Raw genomic sequence first — 24,092 nt, forward strand, 5'->3', positions numbered from 1 at the left:
TTATTTTTATAAGTTGATTAACATTATGCAAGTTTATTAATAAGCCTTATAGGAAATATCACGGTTTTCAGGGGTTTTACGTTTTTACCTTACTTTTTTTACAAAAAACTACAATTAAACACCTAACTATCAGCACAAAAAACATTTTCACCTTAAAAAAATGGCAGAACTTAGGAGTGGCATATTGAAGTGGTTTAAACTTTTTTGATTCTGGCGAAAAATAGATGTTTTTTGATCAATTAAAGTGTTTTTTGCTCTTCATAGCAGCGCTACGAAATAAGAAAAAGACAAAAATTGAGTAAAAAAGAGCATTTTTATAGCGAATTGAAAAAAGTTTAAATCACTTCATGCTGTATTAAAGCAAAAAAAGCTCTTATGTAGAGCTTTTTTGTTGTTGAGGTTGGTTTTGTGAAGTTAAGAAACTTTGCAGAACATTAGTTTTTCAGATAAGAATGTAAAATAGGTTACTTGTAGTATGTCGTAAGCTAACCAGCAGGTTTATCTAATACACTTGATAAACCATCTTTGGCTTCAAGAGAAACAACCTCTATAACATGTACCTGCCCTAATTTACCAAGAGGTATATTTTTTTCAGGCATCAATGGATATCCTATTCTAATCACTCCCAAATACTCAGTTCGACAATCAAAACAATAATAACAAGTTAAATGTACTGAAGATTGTCTCTGAAAATCAAAAGTATAATCAAAATCATTTCTATTTAGATAAAATATACCATCAACATTAATAGCATCTAGAGATTTAAATAATAAGGCGATCCGTTTTACAAATGAGATGTCATAGTTTGAAGAATCTATATTTGGTATTATTTTAAAATTTTTATTTTTCGTTTCAAAGTTTTCTGATATATATACATCAGATTTACAATTACAACAAGAATGTGTAAATTTCCACCCACTATTAAAATTGAATTGAAAAGGTAAAGCTAATTTCTGACCTGCTTTTTTATCAATTTGTAAAGTCGTCTCAATGAGCTTTTTTCCAAAAAAATCTATATATCCTTCTTTAATACTCATAGTAAACCTATTTTTTGTCAACAACTATATTCATTAATCAGATTATTTCTTTTTACTATCTTGTTAATCTTCAATTCTAATTTCAGTTACCATATTTCCAAAAAATGAGGCTTTAGATAACATAGAAAAACTCTAAAGTAGCTAAAAATCAAAAATATAATTAAAATTATCTCTATTCAAAATAATAGTATCCTGAGTTTTAAAAATAAAATGTTTTTTATTAATATATTCTGTCTTTAATGAAGACCTTCGAGATTTTGAAAACCTCGAAGGTCTTAAAATATTTTTCACACTACTTTGGCGTAAAAATATACTCACATAACCACAGTGAACTTATTTTTTTTCAATAACTGTATTAATTAGTTCAGAATATTTGCCATTTGGTGAGTCCTTAATCGTAATTTTGATTAGTCCCATTTCTGCTAATTCAGATAGAGTGTAAGAATGACCATCGGCAGAATTTGGATTTTTTGGAATATCCCACAATGCTTGCTTTCCTCCTCCAATATAACTAAACCAAGGTATTACATCTGCATTTTGAGAAGTAAAAGATAAATCCTTCAAAACCTCTATTTCGTAATAAAAATCAAACTTGTCTCTTGTTTTATCTAAAGCTCTTTGTCCAAAATTGTATGGTTTATTATTGTTCACTGGACTGGTAAAGCTTCCTCCTAAATTCGGGTTTCCATTAGGTGTATTACCAAATGCTCCTCCATATCTATCAAATTTTTGTCCTTTTTTTATTGGAACATTATCAACAATATTATACCCTCCTTTTGCAGGTGGCCAACCATCATTTAAACTATGTTTATTAAATAAATCCTCTAACTCTCCCCATTTGCCTTTTTTATATAAATCAAATGCTTGTTTTCTTACAGTTTGATTAACTGTTCCTGTTTTATCAAAGGTTGCAGCAAATTCATCTACATTTTTAAAAAACACAGTTGTAACAGGTCCTTTATTAATCTTCTTAAACCCAACTTCTTTTCCTTTTCTTAAGATGACATCTTCGTTATACTTGCCGACAATTTCTGCTCCATCTGCCTCATCCAGGAATTTTTTCTTGATTAGGTTTCCTTCGGTATCTATACGTGCTATTTCTGTATTTTCACTATCTACTATTTTTACTTCTCCCTTCTTAATACCAGAAAACTTAATTGGTAACTCTAATTTAGAATCAAATATCTTATTTGCTTCTTCGAGCCCATCTATTAATTTTTGTTTATTAGCAGTAGATCCTTCTACCATCAATTTTTTTAACCCTAGAAATGAATCCTGATCATCATAAGTAAAACGATCATGGGTTTTAGCAAGAATCTCTAGATTTTTGCCATCGTTTGCAAAACGAATATTTCTAAAAGGCTCTAATATTTCCCATGATTTCTCAAGGCTTGCCTTTTTATCAGGTGATGCATTGTCATACAGTTGTTTAATATTTTGATGTTTATTCTCTGGTAAATCAGATAAAACAGTTTTAAGCTTAGAAATTCTAGTACCTTCTGCAACCTCAAGTCCTTCAACTAATCTTTTCTTTTCTGCTGGCTTATCCTGAAGAAATTTTGGATCATTTTTTATTTTACCTAACAAGACACTTGTTTGCTGCTTCAGTTTTGATCCCAGGTCTTTTGCTTTTATTCCTTGTTGAATAAAACCTAAATATAATTTTATCGCTTTACATGTTTCATCTGCATCACATTTTTCTGAATGCTTTAGCAAAACGTCAATCGTAGATAATCCCAGTTTTACATTCTCAAAATCATAAAGTATCGTTCTTAGTGTACCATTAGTATAAATCTTCTTAAGGTCACTTAAATTTACAGTATCACCAAGCTCACTAACGATTTGCTTTAGCCCTTTAAGAATTCTTGCTTTATCTGCTCCATCTTCAATTAGCCTAGGGTTTTCTACTATTTTCTTTTCTAGTTTACGGGATAACTCAGCTATTTGGGTACTTCTCGTTGCCAAATCACCTAATCCAGTTCCTAACCCTAATACATCACCAAGAGCCCCCAATATCTGGCAATATGTCATTCCTTTTTTCTCACCAGGTTGAGTGATCGTAGTTGGATTAGGTTTAGCACAAGCATCAGAATATTTAAGTATTAGATTGGTTGTACTTAATATGGTTTCTACTCCTTTTAATCCATCAAGAAGGTTTTTAAGCTTACCAAGGTCTTTAAGATGTCTTAGCTTAGTAACATTACCAATACCAGAAGCTGTTAATGCAGCTTCAAAAGCAAGATTGATTCCTTGATCAATATTATTTGTGCTATAGTTCTCATCGATAGCTTTAAGAATAAATATTGGTACATCTACCGATTGAATATTAAAACCTGGTTTTGCAATTTTTTCATACCGTGTTAATCGTATAGGAGTATAGATATCATACGTTCCTAAATCCTTTCTAACAACTCCTTCTCCAAGTTTATGTACTTTTTTACTTAATGTAATAGAAGTACTAGATCCTTCTTTAAAATCAAGAATATAAGGGCTTGTAAAAAATACTCCAATTTTTCTACTTTCATATGCAATATTATGTACAGGTTGTGAAGTAAATTCTGTTTCTTTCCATATATTATAAAAAGCATTAATCAATCTAGTAAAATTATCCTTACCTCCCCAGTTATCAAGCTTATCATACAGTTTTCTAAACACATTCTCTCCATTAAACTTTTGAGTACTTAAGCTTTTAAGGAGAAGAGTTTCACTTCCTTTACCAAGAGCTTCTATAATATTGATTATAGCATCCTCTTCAGAAACTCCTTTGTCATCAACGGAACAATTTAATAATACTTCTAATGCTACCCATAACTTATCTTTACTAAGAAATGTAGTATCGTGTATGTAAGACAAGTAGCCTGCCGGCATTTCTGCAAAATATGTATCGATATTATCACAATCAGTATTTTTAGAAATACCATCTTCTGGAAAATAATTTGTATTGAGATAGTCTATTATTTGTTTAGAATAGTTGGAGAGATAAGGTAGATTAAAACTTTCTTTACGGTCAATTTTAAAATAATTACAAAATGCTTCTAACTCATCATGATGATCAAACTCAAAAACAAAATCCTCATGATCCGTTTTTATGGTTAATTCATAATAAACTCCTCCAAAAGTATGTTCTTTAATTTCAAAAGTTTCCTTTCCAGTATCAACTTTAATTGTTATTCTATTAGAAGAAGGATGATTAGTAAGTTCAAAATTTAATTTATGATCGGGGAAATTAAAATTATACACACCTTTCAAATCTGCAATCAATTCTTCCCTACCATTTCTTTTAACAATAAAAGATTTCCAGATTAAGTTTTCATCAACTCCATTATATCGTTTCTTAAAATAATCAAGTATAATTTTTACTTTTTCATTTTTAGTTTTTACCACACTATTACTACTCTCCCCATCTTCATCTCCTTGAAACCAATACAATTTAAATCCTGGAGCAAAGATGTTTTTCCAATCCATATGGTTAAAGGCTGTACCTCCTTTATAGTCCATCATAAAATGGGTAGTTGCTTCTGTAGTACCATATTCCTCGAACGGGTGTTCGAGCCCAAATACCCCGTGCCCCAGCTCATGAGCTATAGTTCTGGCATCATCTGTAGCACCTTGAAATATATACCCAAACTGACTTTTGAGTGGCATAAACCCTTCTATCTCTCTGTTCCCATTAGAGTTTACTCCTTTTAAGTCTGTGACAAAAACATAGTATGCATCTTGCCTATACTCACTAGTCGTTTTAAAATAGGCATTGATCGCCGCTTCCTCTGCACTGTAGTGAGATAACAACCCACTATCTCCTGCATTAAGCACACCATACGGTTCTTCTTTATCCCAAATACTTTCTGGCACCTGAAATCGTTGTCCTACAGTAATATTAAAATTAACACCAACCTTACTATAGATCTTTTTAATTTCTCCTTCGACCCGGTTTACCTTAGCTTTATTTACAGGAATCAATACTATATTAACATCGGTAAATGCTTTGCTACCCAAATGCACTACATTAAGAACTCCTGCAATCGTACTTTTTTCACCTTTTCCTTTTTTTACAGTTGCCAGTACTTTGGTTACTGCATAATCATATGATTTTTTAAGTGTTAATGTCGCTACATTTTGATCCCAACTAGCTGGAATTTCTACTCCGCTTTTTGTTTTAAATACAATATCTTCGTTAGCAATCGAATCGTCACTAAAATCTGCTACGGCTTTAACAAAATCATTTCCGCTTATATTAGATATTGCTTTAAAGGCCGGAGTATACGTTCCTCCTCCCACTACAGGAATAGAAGGATAGAATTCTTCTGTACCTAATTTATCTTTGGCACTGTCTGGTAGTGCATCAAAGTTATAGTATCCCGATTCTATAAATGTAACCAAGACCCCTGTTTCTGAGATCTGCATAATCTCATTGTCTTCTACTCCTTCTGTATTATCATCTGTAGCTGGCCCATCTTCTGCCATCACGCCATCTAGTGCTGTTACTGTACCGTTTTCTTCTACCTTCCAGACTTTACCATCACTACCAGAAATCTGTAAATCTCTCCCCCCTGGTACCAGAGCTTCCTCACCATTGGTTCCTGTAATAATTACCGCTCCATGCTCATTGATTGTGATACTCTCTATAACAAATCCAACCTCTACCTGGCTAGTTTCTCCTTCATCACCTGTAATAATTTCTACTACATCTGTATTGATATCTACAGTCATGGTTTCACTTTCTCCATACACCGGATCATATAAGGTTACAATCTCCCCTGCAGCCAATTGATTCTCGGTATTGATCAGAATGTTATTAAATTTCACTCCATAGTGGGTTGACCTCAAATATGGTATCCCTACATAACCTCTTCCCGTAATACGGCCATTGGCCTGATTATCAATTTCTACTATTCGAACAATAAAATCCCCTGCAGTAATTCTATCTCCAATCTTTAGACCTGGATGTCCTTCTTGATTAGCTATAGCAATAGGGTCTGGTGTAATCCCGCAATCATAATTTGCAGTTTCATCTTGTGTTGTATCCGTTGTGACCTCCTGTACATCAGAATATTCTCCGTACTGATATTTACATTTTGCCTTTACTTTATATTCATATGTGGTACCAGGTTTAAGATCCCATATGGTTGTCCAACCACTATTGGTACGTTTGGTAAACCAGTAGGCATTAGGTCTGTTGGCTTCTCTGTATGCAATAGTATATTCGCTATATTCTGAAGGATCTTCCCCCCAAAAAACATTGATTTTTGAAATCCCTTTGGGTGCTGCAGTTACATTATCTAGCATACTACATGGTGACGTTTTAGAGAACCAAAAAATCTCGCTATTTCCTTCATTCTTAAAGAGACCAACCTCTTCAATACCTTGTAACGCTTTTGCTTTTACACGCCATGCATATCGCTTTTCTGGTAACAACTGCGGTTGTGCGGGGCCATATACAAATGAGGTAGATTTGGTAGTAGTTTCAAAAACAGGAACCTGAGATAAAAATGCAGTTTGTGGATCTACCTGATCATCCCAAATCTCTACGATACTAAGTTCATACGCTACATTACTTACATTAATATGTCTTGGAGTCCATTGAAAAACAATATTCTCTACTTCTGTTGGTTCTATATTGGTCCCTTTAAAAGGCAGATTTAGTAACGGAGGTTCATTATTGTATATAAAAGCACTTGCACATGTCTTTGATGATAAACGATTACCGGTAGAAAAGTCAAAAACTTCAAAACAAAATTGATAGCTACCTTCGGGAATAGTACTACCATAAATATTCGAATTGATACCTTTTATATTTTGAAATTCGAAATAGGGTGCTAATACCGTATTGGTTAGTACCAAAGGAACTCCACCATCAATAAATAATGGGGAAGCGCCTATAACAACATCCCTGCTTTCGAAAGCAATACCATTGCCTTCAAAATATACTTTTAATCGAATTTGCTCATTAGAAATAGTAATATCACTAAGTAGCAATTGTACTCGCAACGGACTATTGATTGTAGCCTGATCTGCATAATTATAAAAATTTACGGGAGCCGGTGGATTAACTTGTGGAACAACAGTAATAGGGAATCGTTGTGCCATCATTTGACCAAAACCATACAATATAATAAACAGGGTAAGTATCAGTTTTTTCATAGGTTAGTTCTTTTCTATATATTTTAAATCAAACTTATCCGGGTCGGTATAATTCAGAGATTTTTTCAGATAAAAATCAATGATCTGGGTGATCATATATAATTTTATTTTCTGATCATCTTCCTCTTTATCTACCATACGGAATATATTATCTTTTTCCTGCTCCATTACTTCTTTGAGGAACGCATCAGGATGCTCTACTTTTTCTATAGTATTGTAACTCTTTATGATAGGCAATGTCCATCGATGTCCTATCAATCGAGCCAGGGCGGTTTCAGAATTTTGTTGCAATTCTTTGTATCTATTTTTTAATTCTGGTGAAGCTTTCTGGCGTTGTTCTTCTGTTCTTTTGTGCATACTATGGTTATCTACTGCAATTTTTGCCCTTACAAAAGCTTTTTCAAATGCATAATCAAGACGTAGCATATCCTTTCTTAATTCTGTAAGGATTTCAAAAACCAATTGATTGTACCCTGCAAGAAAGTCTTCGTATTTGTATAATTCTTTTAGGAAATTAATTGCTTCTGGCTTATACTCTTTTGCCTTTCTTACATCGGCTACTACCAATCGTAACACCGTAAGTTCTTCTTTCTTATATTCGGGGATATGGTTAAAATGAGGATGATTTTGAACATTCTCTAAAAGGATGTCTATCTCATCCATAGTACCATGATACAAAGAGTCTCTGTATCTGAAATCGAGTATCTCCTGCCCTCTCGATTTTCTACGCCTTTTTAACTTACTGGCTTTTTGTTTTCTTTTTCTCTTAGGTAATTTTATTTGAGGGTTAAACTTGCCAAAAGTATAATTATAACCAAAGGTTACTGTAAAATCTCTGCCCGATGTTGCGGCATTTCTAAACTGAGTTAAGATGTTAAGGTTAAAATTATGTCTCTTTAGGTAGGTATAATTTCCTCCCATTCTTATATTGATAACTTCTCCTTGCTTTTCTCCGTTACTATTACTTTGATTATAACTTGCTGAAGCTGTCGTTCTTAGTTTTTTGTCAAAATACTTTTTGGTTGCAGATAATGTAGGACCATAAGTAAGGCTATTATCTACTCCTACTGTATTATAACTAACATTAACAGCAGCAGAAATATTTAAATCAGTATTAGGATATCCCAGAGTATACGATGCATTTCCGTTATAGAAATTAGAATCTCCATTTTCTACAGTTTGACCACCTTGCTTGTTTGTAGCATTTTGAAAAGATAGTCCAACGTTAATATTTCGTTTTTGGTCTTCGGTGTCCTTTAAAAGATAATTTACATTAAGATTTGCATTTTGTGAAATTTGCTGAAAATCTAATGTATCCAGATTATCGTTTTGGGAGACTTCGTTGATATAATCAAACTGATTCTTAATATTAGTATAGGATTGAAAGTTAGAATACCCTCCTGTTATATTTAGTTTTTCTGAAGCAGTGTACCCAATAGTAACGGCACTTACTACTCTCTGTAATTGTGTATTCTTTGTATTATCAAGATCATCTCTTTGAAGGCCTGCGTTAAAAGCGATATTAACCTTATTTTCGAATAAATTCTGGGTAGCATTTAGCGTAATATTTTCGAGATCATTATTAAAAAAATAAGCTCCCAATGTTTTATATTCGGGATCTATATATTCATATCCAATACCTACTGTACCATGTCCTACAGGGTAAGAGAAATTGGCATTATAAGCTTTATAATGCTGTGTAGTAATATTATTATCTATTAATGCAGATAATACAAATGGGGTTCCTTCTTCCCCTTTTGCATTTATATCTTCGGTTATTGCAGATGAAGCCACTTCTGCACGAATCTCTCCTTTACCAAAAAGCTTTACTTTTCCTTCTAAACTTACAACTACATTATCTTTGGGTTGTAACTCATATTCTACTGGCACGGGCTTCTCAATAGAATTTTTATCATCAGAAGCTTTGAAAAAGATTGCTCCAATAGAAAATTTTTCAAAATCATAGGACGCTTTTACTCCATATCCCATCCTTTTATATGCAGGTTGGGATTGTGGATCATCAAGATTATATTCTGATTCTTTAAGCAATCGTCCATACATTGCACTAATCTTAAAAGGCCCTTCTGGTGTAAGATCTACTCCCAAACCTGTAAATTGATGTCCGCTTAAAGTATATGGTGAAAATGTCATACTTACATCCCCAATATGTGTGGTCACCCATTTGTATGATGGGTGTATGCTTAATCTATTAAAAGAAAAAGGGTTACTGCTTTGAAACTTTTGATTAGAATATGAAAATGAGAAAGGGATATTGTATACTCCGCTAATATTTAAATTAACATTACCTGTAAGGAAGTATGTAAATGGTTCCCTACTAGATTGTCCATCATAAAAGATTGCATTTGCTGCCACGCCTCCAGTTAATTTAAATAATTTTGCTTTTCCTATTTGACCTAAATCCTGGCCAAATACAATAGTTGAGAAGCAAAATAAAAAAGCAAAACAGAGTATTTTTGGGACCAAATAACAATATTTTCCTAATAAAAAACCTACGACATTATCCTTTTTCAATGGGGTATCCAAAAAGCTAAAATACTTTTAGTAAAACTTCTTAAAACTATTCATATCCTTAGTACGCACCAATTAACCAACTTATAACCATTCAATTACGCATAACACTTTACCCGATTAGATATATTACTTAACTGCGTAAACATATACCTTATTAACAAGTCATTATTTTAGATGATGGTTTACCATACTATTTATATGGTTCAAAAATACTTTGGAATGTTTAAGAAAAACTCACGGTTTTCAGGGGTTTTTATATTTAGGCATAATCCCCCCTAACTACTTGAATATAAAAAAGGTATTGTTTTTATTTTTAAAACGGAATTGTGAAATAGAACGTACTTCCACTTTTTTCTTTAGATGTAAGCCAGATTTTACCCCCGTGGGCTTCTACAATTTTTTTACAATGCGCCAAACCAATACCTGTACCTTCATACTTATCTCTGGAATGTAACCTTTGAAAAATTGCAAATATTCGTTCCTGGTGTTCTTTTGGTATCCCAATACCATTATCTTTTACAGAGAATTCCCAGAAACCTTTTGATGCGTCTTCTGGATCATTTTTTTCGACACATGCAATATCTATCTCAGGAATAGTATCTGGAGCACTAAATTTAATACCATTACTAATGAGGTTTTGAAACAATAACCGAAGTTCTATTTCTGAACCTTTAACTAGAGGTAGATCTTTTACCCTAATTTTTGTTCCTGTTTTTTCAAGAACAACTTTTAAATCCTTTTTTAACTCTTGTATAAGGGTATTACAATCAACAGTATCATACTCTTTACTTCTTCCTAATCGAGAATATTCTAATAATGCATCAATCAATTTTTTCATTCGCACACTGGCGTCCTGAATAAAAGTCATACTTTCTTTTCCGGCTTCATCAAAATTTTCTCCATAATCTTCTGCCAATAACCCAATAAAACTCGATATTGTATTTAGAGGTTCCTGAAGATCATGACTTGCTATATACGCAAATTGTTCTAATTCTTTATTTTTTGCCTCCAGCTCTACAGATTGCTTGTATATTTCCTGGTTTTTATGCTTCAGCTCTTGATTATATTTTTTCTTAGCCCGATAATTCCTATATATATAAAAGCTAATGATAAGAGTAAGGAGTACCAAGGCAATAAGTAATATATTTACTTTTTTATGAGTATAAAGTTCTGAAGCTTGTTGATTTAATACGTTCTCTTGTTCTTTGATTTTTTCTTTCTGCTCTTCCAGAAACTCATTTTGCTTACTAATTTCCCTGTTGCTTTGTATAATTTTTTCTTCCTGACTTTTTATAAAAGCAACTTGTTCCTGGATATTTTTTTCGAGTTCTCTTTCGATTACAACCTTTTCTTTATATTTTTTTTGTTGTATTTCACTCTCAGAATAAAGACTTTCTATCTTTTTATTTCTTCTGTTAATCTCTCCTTCTTTACTATCAATTTTTTCTAATTGATCTGTTATTTTTTCTTCCTGAAATTGTATTTGTTTTTCTTTGTCTTTTAATATCGCCTCTTGCTTATCTTTATCTTCTTGTACCTTATTTAGAGTTCTTTCTGTTTTTCGGTATAAACGTTTCCATTTTTCGGAAGAAGTGATCGCATGTTTTCCTAATGTAGGAGCAATGGTAAACCCTTCTTTTTCTATTCGGCTTTCATTAATCTCATATTCAAAAGAATCTCCTACATTAACCATATTAATCATAGAAGCATTAAAGTTATAATCCTCTCCAACAAGCATTATGTTTTTTCCTGAAATCTTACTAAGAATATAATGCATATCATAGTTATACTTATGATTTACATATAGTAACTGAATATCTTTTACATTCTTAACAAATTGAAATCGAACAATCTCTACCGGCTTACCATGGATCATACGCCTTAGAGACATTGCCTTTAAGTCTAGTATCGTTCGATCGGGTCCAAGTACACCTATTTTAAAATTTGGTTGTTCTTCTATAGTTGACCAACCTATTTGTTGTGCAAAGTTAAAAACAAATATAGCGCGCTGTAATCTTTTTACTTCTTCATTATTTGTTTCCTGAGCCTTTATTTTTACAGAAAAACTCGTGGTAAGAATGCATAAAAGTATAGCTATTACATTAGTATATACGGTCGATATATATTGATGCTTATACATCATAATCTAAGTAATAGTCTTACATAATAATTCGATCCGTTAACACCAAACTGTTGCACTCTCCTACTATACATAAAATTTCCATCTTCTGTATTAGCGGCATGTTTATGTTTATCTGGATAGACATTAAAAACATTATTCCCTCCAAGGGTACATTTTATATAATCGCTAACTTGATACGATATAGCCATATCTGTTACAAGCTTAGGAGAGAATACCTGATCTCTGGATTCTACATTTCCCGTAAAATCATTTACTACCCAATTTAGAGAATTTCCATCATTTGGGTGAATAAATTTAACCTTACCAAAAAGTGTATTTACCACCTGAAATCCAAACTGCTCAAAGTCATAAGAAAGCAGTGAATTTATTTTATAACTAGGTTGTGCAAATTCTACTCTGGCAATTTCCTCTCTATTAAACAATACTTCCTCTTGCCCTTCTAATGTTTGCGAAACGTTAATTGGTCCTTTTACTTTGGTCTTTGTAAAATTACCTCCAAGAGAAGCATTAAATTCTCCTGTACCGAGAGTTGTTTTAAAAAATAGTGATAGATCGGCGCCAGAGGTTCTAGAATCTATTGCATTCGTAAAAAATTGAGCGGCACCAACATTAAAAGGTTCTAATATTTCTTCATATCCTTCTGCAAATCTTCCCGAAAGAACAATTCTATCTCGTATATTAATTAAGTAATAATCGAAGCTAAACGTAATATTATCGTTTAGTTTTCCGCTGAAACCAGTATTAAAATGACTTGATAGTTCGGGTTTTAAGTTTCCGACATCAAAAGCCTCTGTAGCAACAGCACTTTCATTATTAAAAGTACCTACCTGTACACTTTCTCCATTAATAAACTGGGTACTTATATTCTGGAAAAATACTTGGTGAAGAGAAGGTGCCCTAAACCCGGTAGAAAATCCTGCTCTAATACTAATTTCATCCCTAACTCTATACCTACCTGATAGTTTCCAGATCGCCTGACCTCCAAAATCATTATATGCTTCATATCTGGCGGCTCCTCTAATTAAAAGTTTGTCTGTTATATTTGCTTCGATATCCAGATATCCAGAACTATTTGTCCTAAAACGATTTAATGCATTTTCTGGCTGAAAACCAGGAAAAACCTGCGCTCCAACAATTCTGGGTAATTCTACCCCAGAAGTATCGGTATAGGTACTTCCCCCATCAACATAAGAAGCTTCTTCTCCTGCAACGATCTCATAATTCTCTACTCGCAGTTCTGCTCCAAAGGCTACATTTACACCACTTAGCCAATCAAATGTTCTTGAGATATCAAGGTTTGTCGTATTTTGCTTATAGATAAACCCTCCTGCATAAAATGTTCTGGGCGATGTTACTCCTAAGGAGGCATTATTAGAATTATTTACTGTATAATCTAATCTATTAACTCCAATAGAATGGCTAAAATCTACATTCCATTCGTTTTTAATTCCTCGTATTCCTCCTGTAATTGCATCATCCTGAATATCGGTAAGAATTTCTGGAGAAAAACCATTTGGGAACAACTCTAAAACTACCCTATTCTCATCTTTAGGAAAACGATAGAATCCTTTTGAGGTTCCTTCTCTGTAATTTCTGCCTCCATGCATATAAAATGTTGCATAGTCAGACATTATTATTTCTCCATTAAATGATAATGCAAGATTTTGGGTTTCTGCACTTCCGATCTCCATTACTCGTTTACCAGAATATCCTGTCTGTGCAAAAAAATTGTTTTCCTCGATTAGTGTTTGATCGGTTGTACTATCATTAGAATATACTGTACCTGTATAGTCTCCAGATCTATTAATAGACTCTCTATCTCTATATTCTGCTGTAACATTTATATATCCTTCTTTTCCTATTTTTAATCCAAAATTTGCAGAAGAATATATATTAAGTCCATCTCCTTTGGTGTTTATTGCTACTCTATTATCGAGTTGAATAATTTCTGTTTGCTTTTTTAAGATAATATTAATTACTCCTGCAATAGCATCAGAACCATATTGAGAAGTCGCTCCATCTCGTAATATTTCAATGCGTTCTATAGATGCTATGGGTATCGCATTAAAATCGGTACCTACCGATCCTCTACCCACAGTACCATTAACATTTAATAAAGAACTATTATGCCTGCGTTTCCCATTAACCAACACAAGTACCTGATCTGGCCCTAATCCTCTAAGTGTGGCTGGATCTATATGATCTGTACCATCTGCTATGGTTTGATGTGTAGAATGAAAAGAAGGAATTAAATAATGAAGAATATGACTCAATTCTACCTGGGACGAATTCGTTAATTGTTGCGGTGAAATAATATCTACAGCTGCAGTATTCTTTAAAATTGATTTTGGTTTAGCCCTTGACCCCAAAGAAACGGGTTGATCGATCGAGAATCCCGTTTCTAAGATAAAATCTACCTTTGCAGTATCTCCAACCTTAACCAGTATTGTTTTAGAAACAGAAGTGTACATCACAAATTCTGAAGTAACTATATACTCTCCCTCATCAACATCAAAGCTATAATTACCATTAACATCTGTTGTAGTATTTTTATCTGTACCTTCTATAACTACTCTTGCTCCTGGCAGATTACCAAATTGATCAGAGACATTACCTGATATTACTGCTCTCGATTGAGAAAATGCCCCAAAAATAAAACAAAGAAATAGTATACCAGTAAGGCATAACCTATACTGAACTAACAAAATAGAAGGGTCTTTTTTAATCTGTGTCTTAATATGTTTACTTATTTAGATTTTAAATAAATTGCTTTGTGCGCATTCAAAACTATCATAAGTTCATTCAAAATACAAATATATATGGGGGCAATATCTGAAGTTATAGTATCTTTTTATATGATTCTGAGCAAGAATCCAACTCTGACGATTTAAAATATTTTGTCACAATCTTACAAACAATCTCTTTAGTTAACATTTTTTGTGCGTATTCTTTTATTTCTAGAATACGCTCTGCTTTTTCCTGATCTTCTTTACTTAACTCTGTTCCCAACATAAGTATTATAATAGATCCCTTATACTTATCATCTAATTTCTGGTATTCGGCAATAAACTCCCAACCATCCATGACAGGCATATTAATATCCAAAAAAATAATTTCGGGAACAATTTCGGATTGAATATGATCTAGTGCTTGTTGTCCATTTTCGGCAATAAAAACCTCTTCTACACATTGTACTTTTTCAATAATTGTTTTATTAAAAAAGTTAGTTGCTTTACTATCATCAATGAGAAGAAAACGTTTTAATTTTTTCATTATCAAAAATGGTTTTTTAGCACATCATCCAATAAATCCATAGATAATGGTTTATTGATAAAATCATCGACCGAATGATTTTTGGCAGATGCTCTTACATCATCTGGGTTAGAAGAAGTTGATAATAAAATCACTTTAATATCAGCTGTTACTTTTTGATCCAGTTTAGAAAACTCGGTCAAAAACTCCCACCCATTCATTGCAGGCATATTGATATCCAAAAAAATAAGGTCAGGTTTTGTTGCTGTATTATTCTCTACAGCATTAAGATAATCTAGAGCCGCCATACCACTTTGCACAGTATTAACCTGATAAAAGTCTTCGTGTTTGGTAACAACTCTTTCGTTAAAGAAATTCGTGGCCTTGTCATCATCTATTAACAAGACACAATTCACCAATGTATTCATTTAATTTCCCAATTACGCTCAAAGGAAATAAACTTATTTGATATGACAATAACAAAACTAAATTTTATGAAATAGTTTTCGTTTAACAACACAAATTTAACGGTAAAATGTATTTTCTAAAATTACTTTTCTGAAATAAAGGAATTTATGGTTTAAAAAAACGAATACCAAATACATTAAAGTATATGATTTTAACAAAAAAAATACAGCCTCTTATTTTAAGAAATAAGAGGCTGTATTTAAGCTTATCTGTATTTTTTATTCTACAATAAGCTTTTCAAGCTGTTTTTTCCCTTCCGATTCGACTTGAATCAAATAAAATCCTGGTTTCAGTTTATGTGAATTGAATTCGAAAACATATTCTGTATTCCCTGCTTTTACATCTTCAAGTATTTTTCTTTTATCTATCAAATCAAAGATTTGTATTAGTACAGGTAATGGTTTAGCAGAAGAAACATTTACACTAAATCTGCCGTTTGATGATGGGTTAGGATAAACTGAAGCTTCAAATAACTTTGATTCTTTATCCAATGGCATACTTAATGATTCTTGATTATCTATTAAAACAACATTCTCATTCGATTTATCAGCATCTATGCTTTGAGCAACAGTTATAGTCGCATAACCACTATTGATTCTTTGTTCGTAGATTTCATTTTTTGTAAATTCTTTGTAAAAAGAGGGAGAACTTACATTTACAAATTTTTCACTTCTTCTACTTCTACATCTAAAAACTTTTCTTGTTCTAGAAACAGATTTAAACTCTACTCTCACTAAACGCTTACTTTCATTGTATATCTGAGAAAAGAAATAATTTCTATTTATGAATCGTATTCCTTGTAAATTATTAAACAAGAAATCTTCTGAACCATCATCGAATATGGCTTTAATCGATTGTAGACCATCTAATGATCCACAAGAAGATGGACCCGAACCAATATACCCACTTATGGTCAATTGGTAGTTTTGTGCAAATGTGGTAAATGTGATGGATAACATCACTAATACTAATAATTTTTTCATGGTTTTAGGTTTTAAAAGTTATACTAAATTCTTTAGGAGTTTTAAAAATACTCTGAAATTCTTACGAAGACTTCACTGTTTTCAGGGTTTTCACACTTAAATAAAAAAACATAACAACCTGATTATAAGCATAATACTTTTTGTCTCCTGAAATGATAATCTAAATCTCTCGGTATTAAAAGCAGAGGAGTTCTACCCTATTCTAAAATCGATAGAGCCACATATATGACTTAAAAAATCTTAATTACCTTATCCGATATCAGTTTTGACATACTTTTAATAAAGACTATTAAAAATAGATGTAAATTTGAAACACATTCGGTTGATGGTTTTAGATGTCGAACTTACCTGATTATAAATAAACTTTTAATTGAATTGATTTTTCCCAGTGAATATGAAATCAGAAATTCTTTATAAACTTCAATTAGATTAATGGATTCATTAACTCAAATCGTACTAGGAGCTGCTGTAGGAGAAGCTGTTCTGGGTAGAAAAGTAGGTAATAAAGCTATGCTTTGGGGCGCCATTGCAGGAACTATTCCTGACCTGGACGTACTATCCAAACTTTTTGTTGATCCTGTTACAGCAAATGAGTTGCATCGTGGGTTTTCGCACTCCATACTCTTTAGTATACTTGCTGCTCCAATATTTGGTTGGATGATCTCTAAACTCTATCGCAATAATGAAGCAGACTGGAAAGATTGGTCAAGGCTTATGTTTCTGGGCCTTTTTACACATCCTATACTAGATGCATTTACCACATGGGGAACTCAGCTATTCTGGCCTTTTGATTATAAAGTTTCTTTTAAAAATATTTTTGTCGTAGACCCATTGTATACCATACCTTTTTTGATGTTTGTGATCCTGGCAATGTTCTATAAGCGTACACATCCTAAAAGAAGAAAGTTCAATACCCTTGGATTATACATTAGTAGTATTTATATGTTTATAACACTGGGATTAAAATGGTATACATATGGGGTGTTTCAGACCAATCTCGAAAATCAACATATTCGATATAAAGAGATTCAAACAAAACCAACTCCTCTCAATAGTATTTTATGGACTGCTAATGTAGAAACCGAAGATTCTTTTTTAATAGCATACTATTCTCTATTAGAAAAAGAAGATATTATTACTTTTTCAGAATTTCCTAAAAACCATCATTTGTTGGGTAAAATGAAAGATGATCCTCTTATTCCCAGATTAATTAAATTATCAGAAGGTTGGTATACTATCGAAAAAACGAATGACAAATTATTTTTTAATGACCTTAGGTTTGGGCAAATGGGAGTAGGTCAAGAAGCAAATAGATTTGTATTTAGCTATGAACTATTTTATGATGATAATGGTACTCTAACTGCTAAAGAAAGAGAAAGAAATATGGATGATGCTTCTCCCCTGCTGAAAAAATTATTTAGTAGAGTGTTAGGAAATAAATCATAAAAAGAACGTATTAAAACATCCTATTGTAAAGCTTTCGATAAACGATATGTGAATACCTATGATTATTAAATTCTCTTAAATGATAGACATTATAGTCTTTCTTTTTTCAAAATTTCTATATGACGCATTAATCGCTTTACATCTAAGGGTATAGTTCCATTATATACTCCCCTAATATATCCTTGTGTATCGACAAGTATAAAATTTTCTGTATGTATAAAGCTATTCTCATCCTGAGTCTTTATAAAATCTTCATCTGCAAAATACCCTTCGCGAGCAATGGTATAGATCTCATCTTTATCCCCGGTTACCAAATTCCATTTTCTATCATCTATAGTATTCTTTATTGCATACTCTTTTAAAACAGGAACCGAATCATGCCACGGCATTACTGTATGTGACAATAATTTAATATCACTATCATTTTTATACATTTCCTGAATCAAATTCATGTTTTTAGTCAGCTTGGGGCAAATTCCAGGGCAAATGGTAAAGAAAAAATCAGCAACATATATCTTACCTTTATAGGTATCATTAGTAATCGTATCCCCATTTTGGTTGATAAATGAAAATGGAGATATTTTATGTTTTCCTTCAAGGTCAGATGTGGTAAGCCACTGTGGTGTAAAATCAGAAGCAATAAAATAAGGCAACTTATCTACTGTAGGTTTCACAATAGCCTTATCTTCTTGTTTTTTACATGAAAATACAAGAATCATACTTATAAATAATGATAAAAATAATCTCATTTTTTTAATAAATTTTTGTAGAATCCTTCTTTATGGTGTAGCATTTTTTTAATCCAATAAGGCCAAATCGTTCGCCTTTAATCACTTCGTAATTTGCTCTAATATTACCATCGGATCTAAACAATTGTTGTTTACCTTCCTCTTTTCCGTGGTTAAACCGAAAAGATTTTAAAAGCTGTCCGTTGGCATACCATTCCATAACATTACCATGATATTTTCCTTCTTCATTAAAATGATACACGAATTTATGATAGTTATCGGGCCACCATCCTTGATGAGTACCCACTTTTATTCCTTTTTTATAAAAACGTTTTGTTCTAAGCTCTCCATTTTCATAAAAAGACTGTTCTTCTCCTTCTTTTCTTCCATCAACATAAATTACTTTTGATTTTATCTGATCATTTTTATAATAATCGATCAACATTCCCGAAAACAGTTTGGTTTTATAAAACAACTCGCCATTATCAAGATGCAAATTAGTATCTGTTGTCACAACAACACGATCAGTATCTTCAGAAATACAGCTTATCAGGATTGCTAGTATTACGATAAAACTCAATACCTTTTTCATCTGTTCTTTTTTATTGTTTTTTAGTTGTCAGATGGAATTCACCATTGAACATCTCAGTTGGCATCAACTTTAATTGTTATGACTCATTTCACACCATCAAATTTTAGTAATTGCTGAAATTTCTTAATACTAGTCTTATCTCCTAATTTGTAATGTTTCCGGGAGTACCAAAAAATCCATTTCCATTAATGTATGGATCTTCAGAAGTAATATGATAATGGTAAATCCCATCAGGAAAATCAGCAGTAGCACTCGTATGACCATGATACTCATCTAGATCCGTATTGATAATTTCCTCACCATTTTCTATAGGACCATACACAGGAAAACCATCGGCCAATAGGCCAAGAAACGAGTCCTCTCCAAACGTATTGGTAAGATATTCTGGTTCCTGATGATAATGATATCCTCCTTGCTGTTGAGGATGCCCAAGATATTGATCAAAAGAATTAATCTCTGAAGTTAAAGGTTGGTTATTAGGCCCTGCATATTGATTATAAAAAACCACTCCGTTAATTGCAATACCCATGGCACCTAATGCTGTTGCTTCTTTTGTAGTAGCTTCTGCTGGACGTATCGGGATGGTGATCGTAATATTTTGTTCTGCAATTCTATTAGGGTTTAGAGAAAAGTTTGCATTACTACCTGTATAAGGTTCATATAATTCTGCTTCCCATTCGGTATCCAGGTAATACGGAGATTTGTGATCAGGTAGGTTATTTGTTGTAAAAATCACGTTATCTCCACTAATCTCATACGATAATCCTGCCGCATTAAATTTGGTTAATATCGAACTTATGTCATAATCTGTAGAGGTTACGATCTCGCCATCACCATCATTAGTTGCTGTTGTATCGTCATCATTAGAGCACGCAATACATGCGAATATAAAAAGTAAAAAGAGAGTGAAAAAAATTGAAATTGATTGGGGCTTTTTCATGAATATGTAGTTTTAGTTCATCCTATTTCTCCTTTAGACTTTTATAATTACAAATGGTTTAATTACCATATATATCGAATACATAAAGATAAGTTCATATCAAATAGAATTGTTGTGGAAACCCATAAAAGCTGAAGGAATAAACTTATAATTATTATCTGGTTCTTTTTAATATCTATTTTTATATTGCAAGTCAAATATTCACATTTATGAGTAGTACATATAAAGTTAGTGTAAATACTATTTTTGATTTTGAATTTACCGAAGAAGACATTTCAAAAATAGATATGGTAAGTAATTCTAAATCAACCCATCACATTCTTCAAAACAATAAATCTTTTCATACAGAAATTGTACAATCAGATTTCAATACTAAAAAATATACTGTAAAGGTTAATAACAACAGCTACCAGGTTGACATTACCAATGAATTAGATACCCGGATTGCAGCAATGGGATTCTCTATTGGGTCTTCTAAACAGGTAAATGCGATTAAAGCTCCTATGCCCGGACTACTTCTCGATGTTCAGGTTGAAATAGGTCAGGAAGTAAAAGAAGATGATCCTTTACTTATTTTGGAAGCCATGAAAATGGAAAATATTATTCTATCTCCCAGAGATGGAGTTATCAAATCCATTTCGGCCACTACTGGTGATGCAGTAGATAAAGGACAATTATTAATCGAATTCGCTTAGCCTATCACAGGCATTAAACAGAACAATATGTTCTAATATAGTTTAATATGAAAAAAATATTAGTAGCAAACAGAGGTGAGATTGCCATTAGAGTGATGACGACAGCTCGCAAAATGGGAATCAAAACCGTAGCAATCTACTCTACCGTAGACAGAAACGCTCCACACGTAAAATTTGCAGATGAAGCTGTCTGTATTGGTGAAGCTCCTTCTAACCAATCTTACTTATTAGGATCCAAAATCATTGAAGTTGCTAAACAACTACATGTAGATGCAATACATCCCGGATATGGATTCCTTAGTGAAAATGCAGATTTTGCAGAAGAAGTAGAAAAAAACAATATCATCTTTATAGGTCCCAAATCAAAAGCCATTAAAGTGATGGGAAGCAAATTAGCAGCCAAAGATGCTGTTAAAGCTTATGATATCCCTATGGTTCCTGGTATAGACGAAGCTATTACCGATGTTGCCAAAGCAAAAGCTATCGCTTCAGAAATAGGTTTTCCTATTTTAATTAAAGCCTCTGCAGGTGGTGGTGGAAAAGGAATGCGAGTGGTAGAGGAAGAAAAAGATCTCGAATCACAAATGAATCGTGCCATTAGCGAAGCTACCTCGGCATTTGGAGATGGTTCTGTATTTATCGAAAAATATGTTGCCTCGCCACGACACATCGAAATACAGGTAATGGCAGATAGCCATGGCAATGTAGTACACTTATTCGAAAGAGAATGTAGTGTACAACGACGACATCAAAAAGTAGTTGAAGAAGCTCCCTCTGCTGTACTTTCTCCAGAATTACGATCCGAAATGGGAGAAGCAGCCGTAAAAGTAGCCAAAGCCTGTGACTACCTTGGTGCCGGGACTGTAGAATTTCTTTTAGATGAAAATCACAATTTCTACTTCCTCGAAATGAATACCCGACTACAAGTAGAGCATCCTGTTACCGAACTTATAACAGGAACAGACCTTGTAGCATTACAAATAAGAGTAGCACGAGGCGAAAAACTACCCATACAACAAGAAGATCTAAGTATACAAGGACACGCTCTGGAGTTAAGAGTTTATGCAGAAGACCCGCTTAATGATTTCTTACCCAGTGTAGGAAACTTAGAAACCTATCAATTACCCGTTGGAAAAGGTATTAGAGTAGATAATGGTTTTGAAGAAGGAATGGATATTCCTATCTACTACGATCCCATGCTCTCGAAGCTAATTACTTACGGAAAAACCCGTGAAGAAGCGATACAATTGATGATAAAAGCAATTGACAATTATGATATTAAAGGAGTACAAACTACATTATCATTTGGTAAATTCGTGTTTGAACATGATGCCTTTAAATCTGGTAATTTCGACACACATTTTGTGAAGAAATATTTTATCCCCGAAACTATACAATCGGCAATGGAAGAAGAAGCCAAAATTGCTGCCTTAATTGCTATGAAACAATACATCGAAGATCAAAAAACGTTACGCATACCAACACTCTAATATTATGGATTCAAAAATAAAAACATTACAAGATAAAATTGCTCAGGCAAAATTAGGTGGTGGTGAGCAACGTATTGAAAAACAGCATCAAAAGAAAAAATTAACTGCCCGTGAGCGTGTAGAATATTTGCTTGATGAAGGCTCTTTTGAAGAAATTGGTATCCTGGTAACACATCGTACTACCGATTTTGGAATGGATAAAGAGATCTATTATGGCGATGGTGTAGTTACCGGATACGGAACCGTAAACGGGCGATTAATCTATATTTTTGCACAAGACTTTACCGTTTTTGGTGGTGCTTTATCCGAAACTCATGCCGAGAAAATCTGTAAAGTTATGGATATGGCCGTAAAAATGGGAGCACCAATTATAGGACTTAATGATTCTGGTGGTGCCAGAATCCAGGAAGGAGTTCGCTCTCTTGGTGGGTACGCCGATATTTTTTATAAAAATGTACAAGCCTCTGGGGTAATCCCCCAGATCTCTGCTATTATGGGACCCTGCGCCGGTGGTGCTGTATATTCTCCTGCAATGACAGATTTTACCATGATGGTAGAAGATACCAGCTATATGTTTGTTACCGGACCTAATGTGGTAAAAACAGTAACCAACGAAGAAGTAACTTCTGAAGAATTAGGAGGTGCCAGTACCCATTCTACAAAATCAGGAGTAGCACATATCACTTCTTCTAATGATATAGAATGCCTCGAAGATGTAAAAAAGCTACTAAGTTACCTGCCACAAAGTAATAAAGAGCAACCTAAAAAATTAGAATATACGTTAACCGACGAAGTAAGAGACAGCCTCTCTTCTATTGTTCCTGATAATCCCAACAAACCTTATGACATGCACGAGGTAATCAGCGGGATTATTGATACAGACTCCTTCTATGAAATTCATAAAGACTATGCAGAGAATATCATTGTAGGTTTTGCCCGTCTGGGCGGAAGAAGTATTGGGATTGTTGCTAATCAACCTCAATTTCTGGCTGGAGTTTTAGATGTAAATAGTTCTAAAAAAGCTGCGCGATTTACACGTTTCTGTGATTGCTTTAATATTCCTTTGTTAGTATTGGTAGATGTTCCTGGATTCTTACCGGGAACTGATCAGGAATGGAATGGTATTATTGTACACGGAGCCAAATTGTTATATGCCTTAAGCGAAGCTACCGTACCTAAAGTAACAGTAATTACACGTAAAGCCTATGGTGGTGCATATGATGTGATGAATTCTAAGCATATTGGTGCAGATCTTAATTTTGCCTGGCCTTCTGCAGAAATTGCAGTGATGGGTGCCAAAGGTGCCAGTGAGATTATTTTTAGAAAAGAGATCAAAGCGGCAGATGATCCGGCAGCTAAACTTGCCGAAAAAGAAGCTGAATATGCAGAGAAATTCGCTAATCCATACCGAGCTGCACAACGTGGTTTTGTAGATGAGGTTATTTTACCCCAAAATACCCGTAGAAAACTAATCAAAGGATTTAGTATGCTCGAAAATAAAATAGTCGAGCGTCCTGATCGAAAACATGGCAATATTCCTTTGTAGATACATATACAAACCCTTCACTGGTTCTAGAATTTGTGAAGGGTTTATTTTTTCTGGTATGTTTCGAATATGCAGCAATATCGTCCTGATTACCCATAT

The 24,092-nt window shown here is 33.2% G+C and carries 15 protein-coding genes; 4 read left to right on the plus strand and 11 right to left on the minus strand.

What is annotated here, in order from left to right:
• Positions 1 to 485: 485 nt before the first annotated feature.
• From DK441_RS03215 to DK441_RS03250, 8 genes are all read right to left on the minus strand, one after another.
• A complete protein-coding gene (locus DK441_RS03215; RefSeq protein WP_109097453.1) occupies positions 486 to 1,037 on the minus strand; it encodes a hypothetical protein in 552 nt (183 codons plus the stop codon).
• A 333-nt stretch (positions 1,038 to 1,370) separates the two neighbouring features.
• A complete protein-coding gene (locus tag DK441_RS03220; RefSeq protein ID WP_109097454.1) occupies positions 1,371 to 7,178 on the minus strand; it encodes a fibronectin type III domain-containing protein in 5,808 nt (1,935 codons plus the stop codon).
• A 3-nt stretch (positions 7,179 to 7,181) separates the two neighbouring features.
• A complete protein-coding gene (locus DK441_RS03225; protein WP_109097455.1) occupies positions 7,182 to 9,722 on the minus strand; it encodes a hypothetical protein in 2,541 nt (846 codons plus the stop codon).
• Between the two features lie 301 nt (positions 9,723 to 10,023).
• The gene (locus DK441_RS03230) at positions 10,024 to 11,853 is read right to left on the minus strand and encodes a YfiR/HmsC family protein (protein ID WP_109097456.1); all 1,830 of its coding nucleotides are present in this window, start codon (positions 11,851 to 11,853) and stop codon (positions 10,024 to 10,026) included.
• Positions 11,850 to 14,558 carry a TonB-dependent receptor domain-containing protein gene (locus DK441_RS03235; RefSeq protein WP_235015698.1) on the minus strand — a complete coding sequence of 903 codons (2,709 nt, stop codon included), beginning with the start codon at positions 14,556 to 14,558 and terminating at the stop codon, positions 11,850 to 11,852. The genes DK441_RS03230 and DK441_RS03235 overlap by 4 nt, the downstream gene beginning before the upstream one ends.
• Positions 14,559 to 14,691: 133 nt before the next feature.
• Complete coding sequence (locus DK441_RS03240) at positions 14,692 to 15,126, minus strand: response regulator (protein WP_109097457.1); 435 nt, start codon at positions 15,124 to 15,126, stop codon at positions 14,692 to 14,694.
• A 2-nt stretch (positions 15,127 to 15,128) separates the two neighbouring features.
• The gene (locus DK441_RS03245; protein ID WP_025664175.1) at positions 15,129 to 15,533 is read right to left on the minus strand and encodes a two-component system response regulator; all 405 of its coding nucleotides are present in this window, start codon (positions 15,531 to 15,533) and stop codon (positions 15,129 to 15,131) included.
• Between the two features lie 258 nt (positions 15,534 to 15,791).
• On the minus strand, positions 15,792 to 16,556 hold the full coding sequence (locus tag DK441_RS03250; RefSeq protein WP_109097458.1) for a T9SS type A sorting domain-containing protein: 765 nt from the start codon (positions 16,554 to 16,556) through the stop codon (positions 15,792 to 15,794).
• A gap of 432 nt (positions 16,557 to 16,988) precedes the next feature.
• On the opposite strand from DK441_RS03250, the gene DK441_RS03255 reads away from it, so the two are divergent.
• On the plus strand, positions 16,989 to 18,002 hold the full coding sequence (locus DK441_RS03255; protein ID WP_109097459.1) for a metal-dependent hydrolase: 1,014 nt from the start codon (positions 16,989 to 16,991) through the stop codon (positions 18,000 to 18,002).
• A gap of 89 nt (positions 18,003 to 18,091) precedes the next feature.
• On the opposite strand, the gene DK441_RS03260 is transcribed toward DK441_RS03255, so the two are convergent.
• From DK441_RS03260 to DK441_RS03270, 3 genes are all read right to left on the minus strand, one after another.
• The gene (locus DK441_RS03260) at positions 18,092 to 18,751 is read right to left on the minus strand and encodes an SCO family protein (protein ID WP_109097460.1); all 660 of its coding nucleotides are present in this window, start codon (positions 18,749 to 18,751) and stop codon (positions 18,092 to 18,094) included.
• 4 nt (positions 18,752 to 18,755) lie between these two features.
• The gene (locus tag DK441_RS03265) at positions 18,756 to 19,322 is read right to left on the minus strand and encodes a toxin-antitoxin system YwqK family antitoxin (RefSeq protein ID WP_109097461.1); all 567 of its coding nucleotides are present in this window, start codon (positions 19,320 to 19,322) and stop codon (positions 18,756 to 18,758) included.
• A gap of 142 nt (positions 19,323 to 19,464) precedes the next feature.
• Positions 19,465 to 20,262, minus strand: coding sequence for a YHYH protein (locus tag DK441_RS03270; protein ID WP_109097462.1), 798 nt, complete (start codon positions 20,260 to 20,262; stop codon positions 19,465 to 19,467).
• A gap of 209 nt (positions 20,263 to 20,471) precedes the next feature.
• Here DK441_RS03270 and DK441_RS03275 point away from each other — a divergent pair, with 209 nt between their 5' ends.
• The 3 genes from DK441_RS03275 to DK441_RS03285 are packed head-to-tail and all read left to right on the plus strand — an operon-like array spanning position 20,472 to position 23,993.
• Entirely contained in the window at positions 20,472 to 20,957 is a 486-nt protein-coding gene (locus DK441_RS03275) for an acetyl-CoA carboxylase biotin carboxyl carrier protein subunit (protein WP_109097463.1), read from the plus strand.
• A 47-nt stretch (positions 20,958 to 21,004) separates the two neighbouring features.
• The gene (gene accC, locus DK441_RS03280; RefSeq protein WP_109097464.1) at positions 21,005 to 22,447 is read left to right on the plus strand and encodes an acetyl-CoA carboxylase biotin carboxylase subunit; all 1,443 of its coding nucleotides are present in this window, start codon (positions 21,005 to 21,007) and stop codon (positions 22,445 to 22,447) included.
• A 4-nt stretch (positions 22,448 to 22,451) separates the two neighbouring features.
• Positions 22,452 to 23,993 (plus strand): acyl-CoA carboxylase subunit beta, encoded by a 1,542-nt coding sequence (locus tag DK441_RS03285; protein WP_109097465.1) that lies wholly within the window; start codon positions 22,452 to 22,454, stop codon positions 23,991 to 23,993.
• The last annotated feature ends 99 nt before the right edge of the window (positions 23,994 to 24,092 follow it).

This window comes from Aquimarina sp. AU58 (assembly GCF_900312745.1).
GTDB classification, from domain to species: Bacteria; Bacteroidota; Bacteroidia; order Flavobacteriales; family Flavobacteriaceae; genus Aquimarina; species Aquimarina spinulae.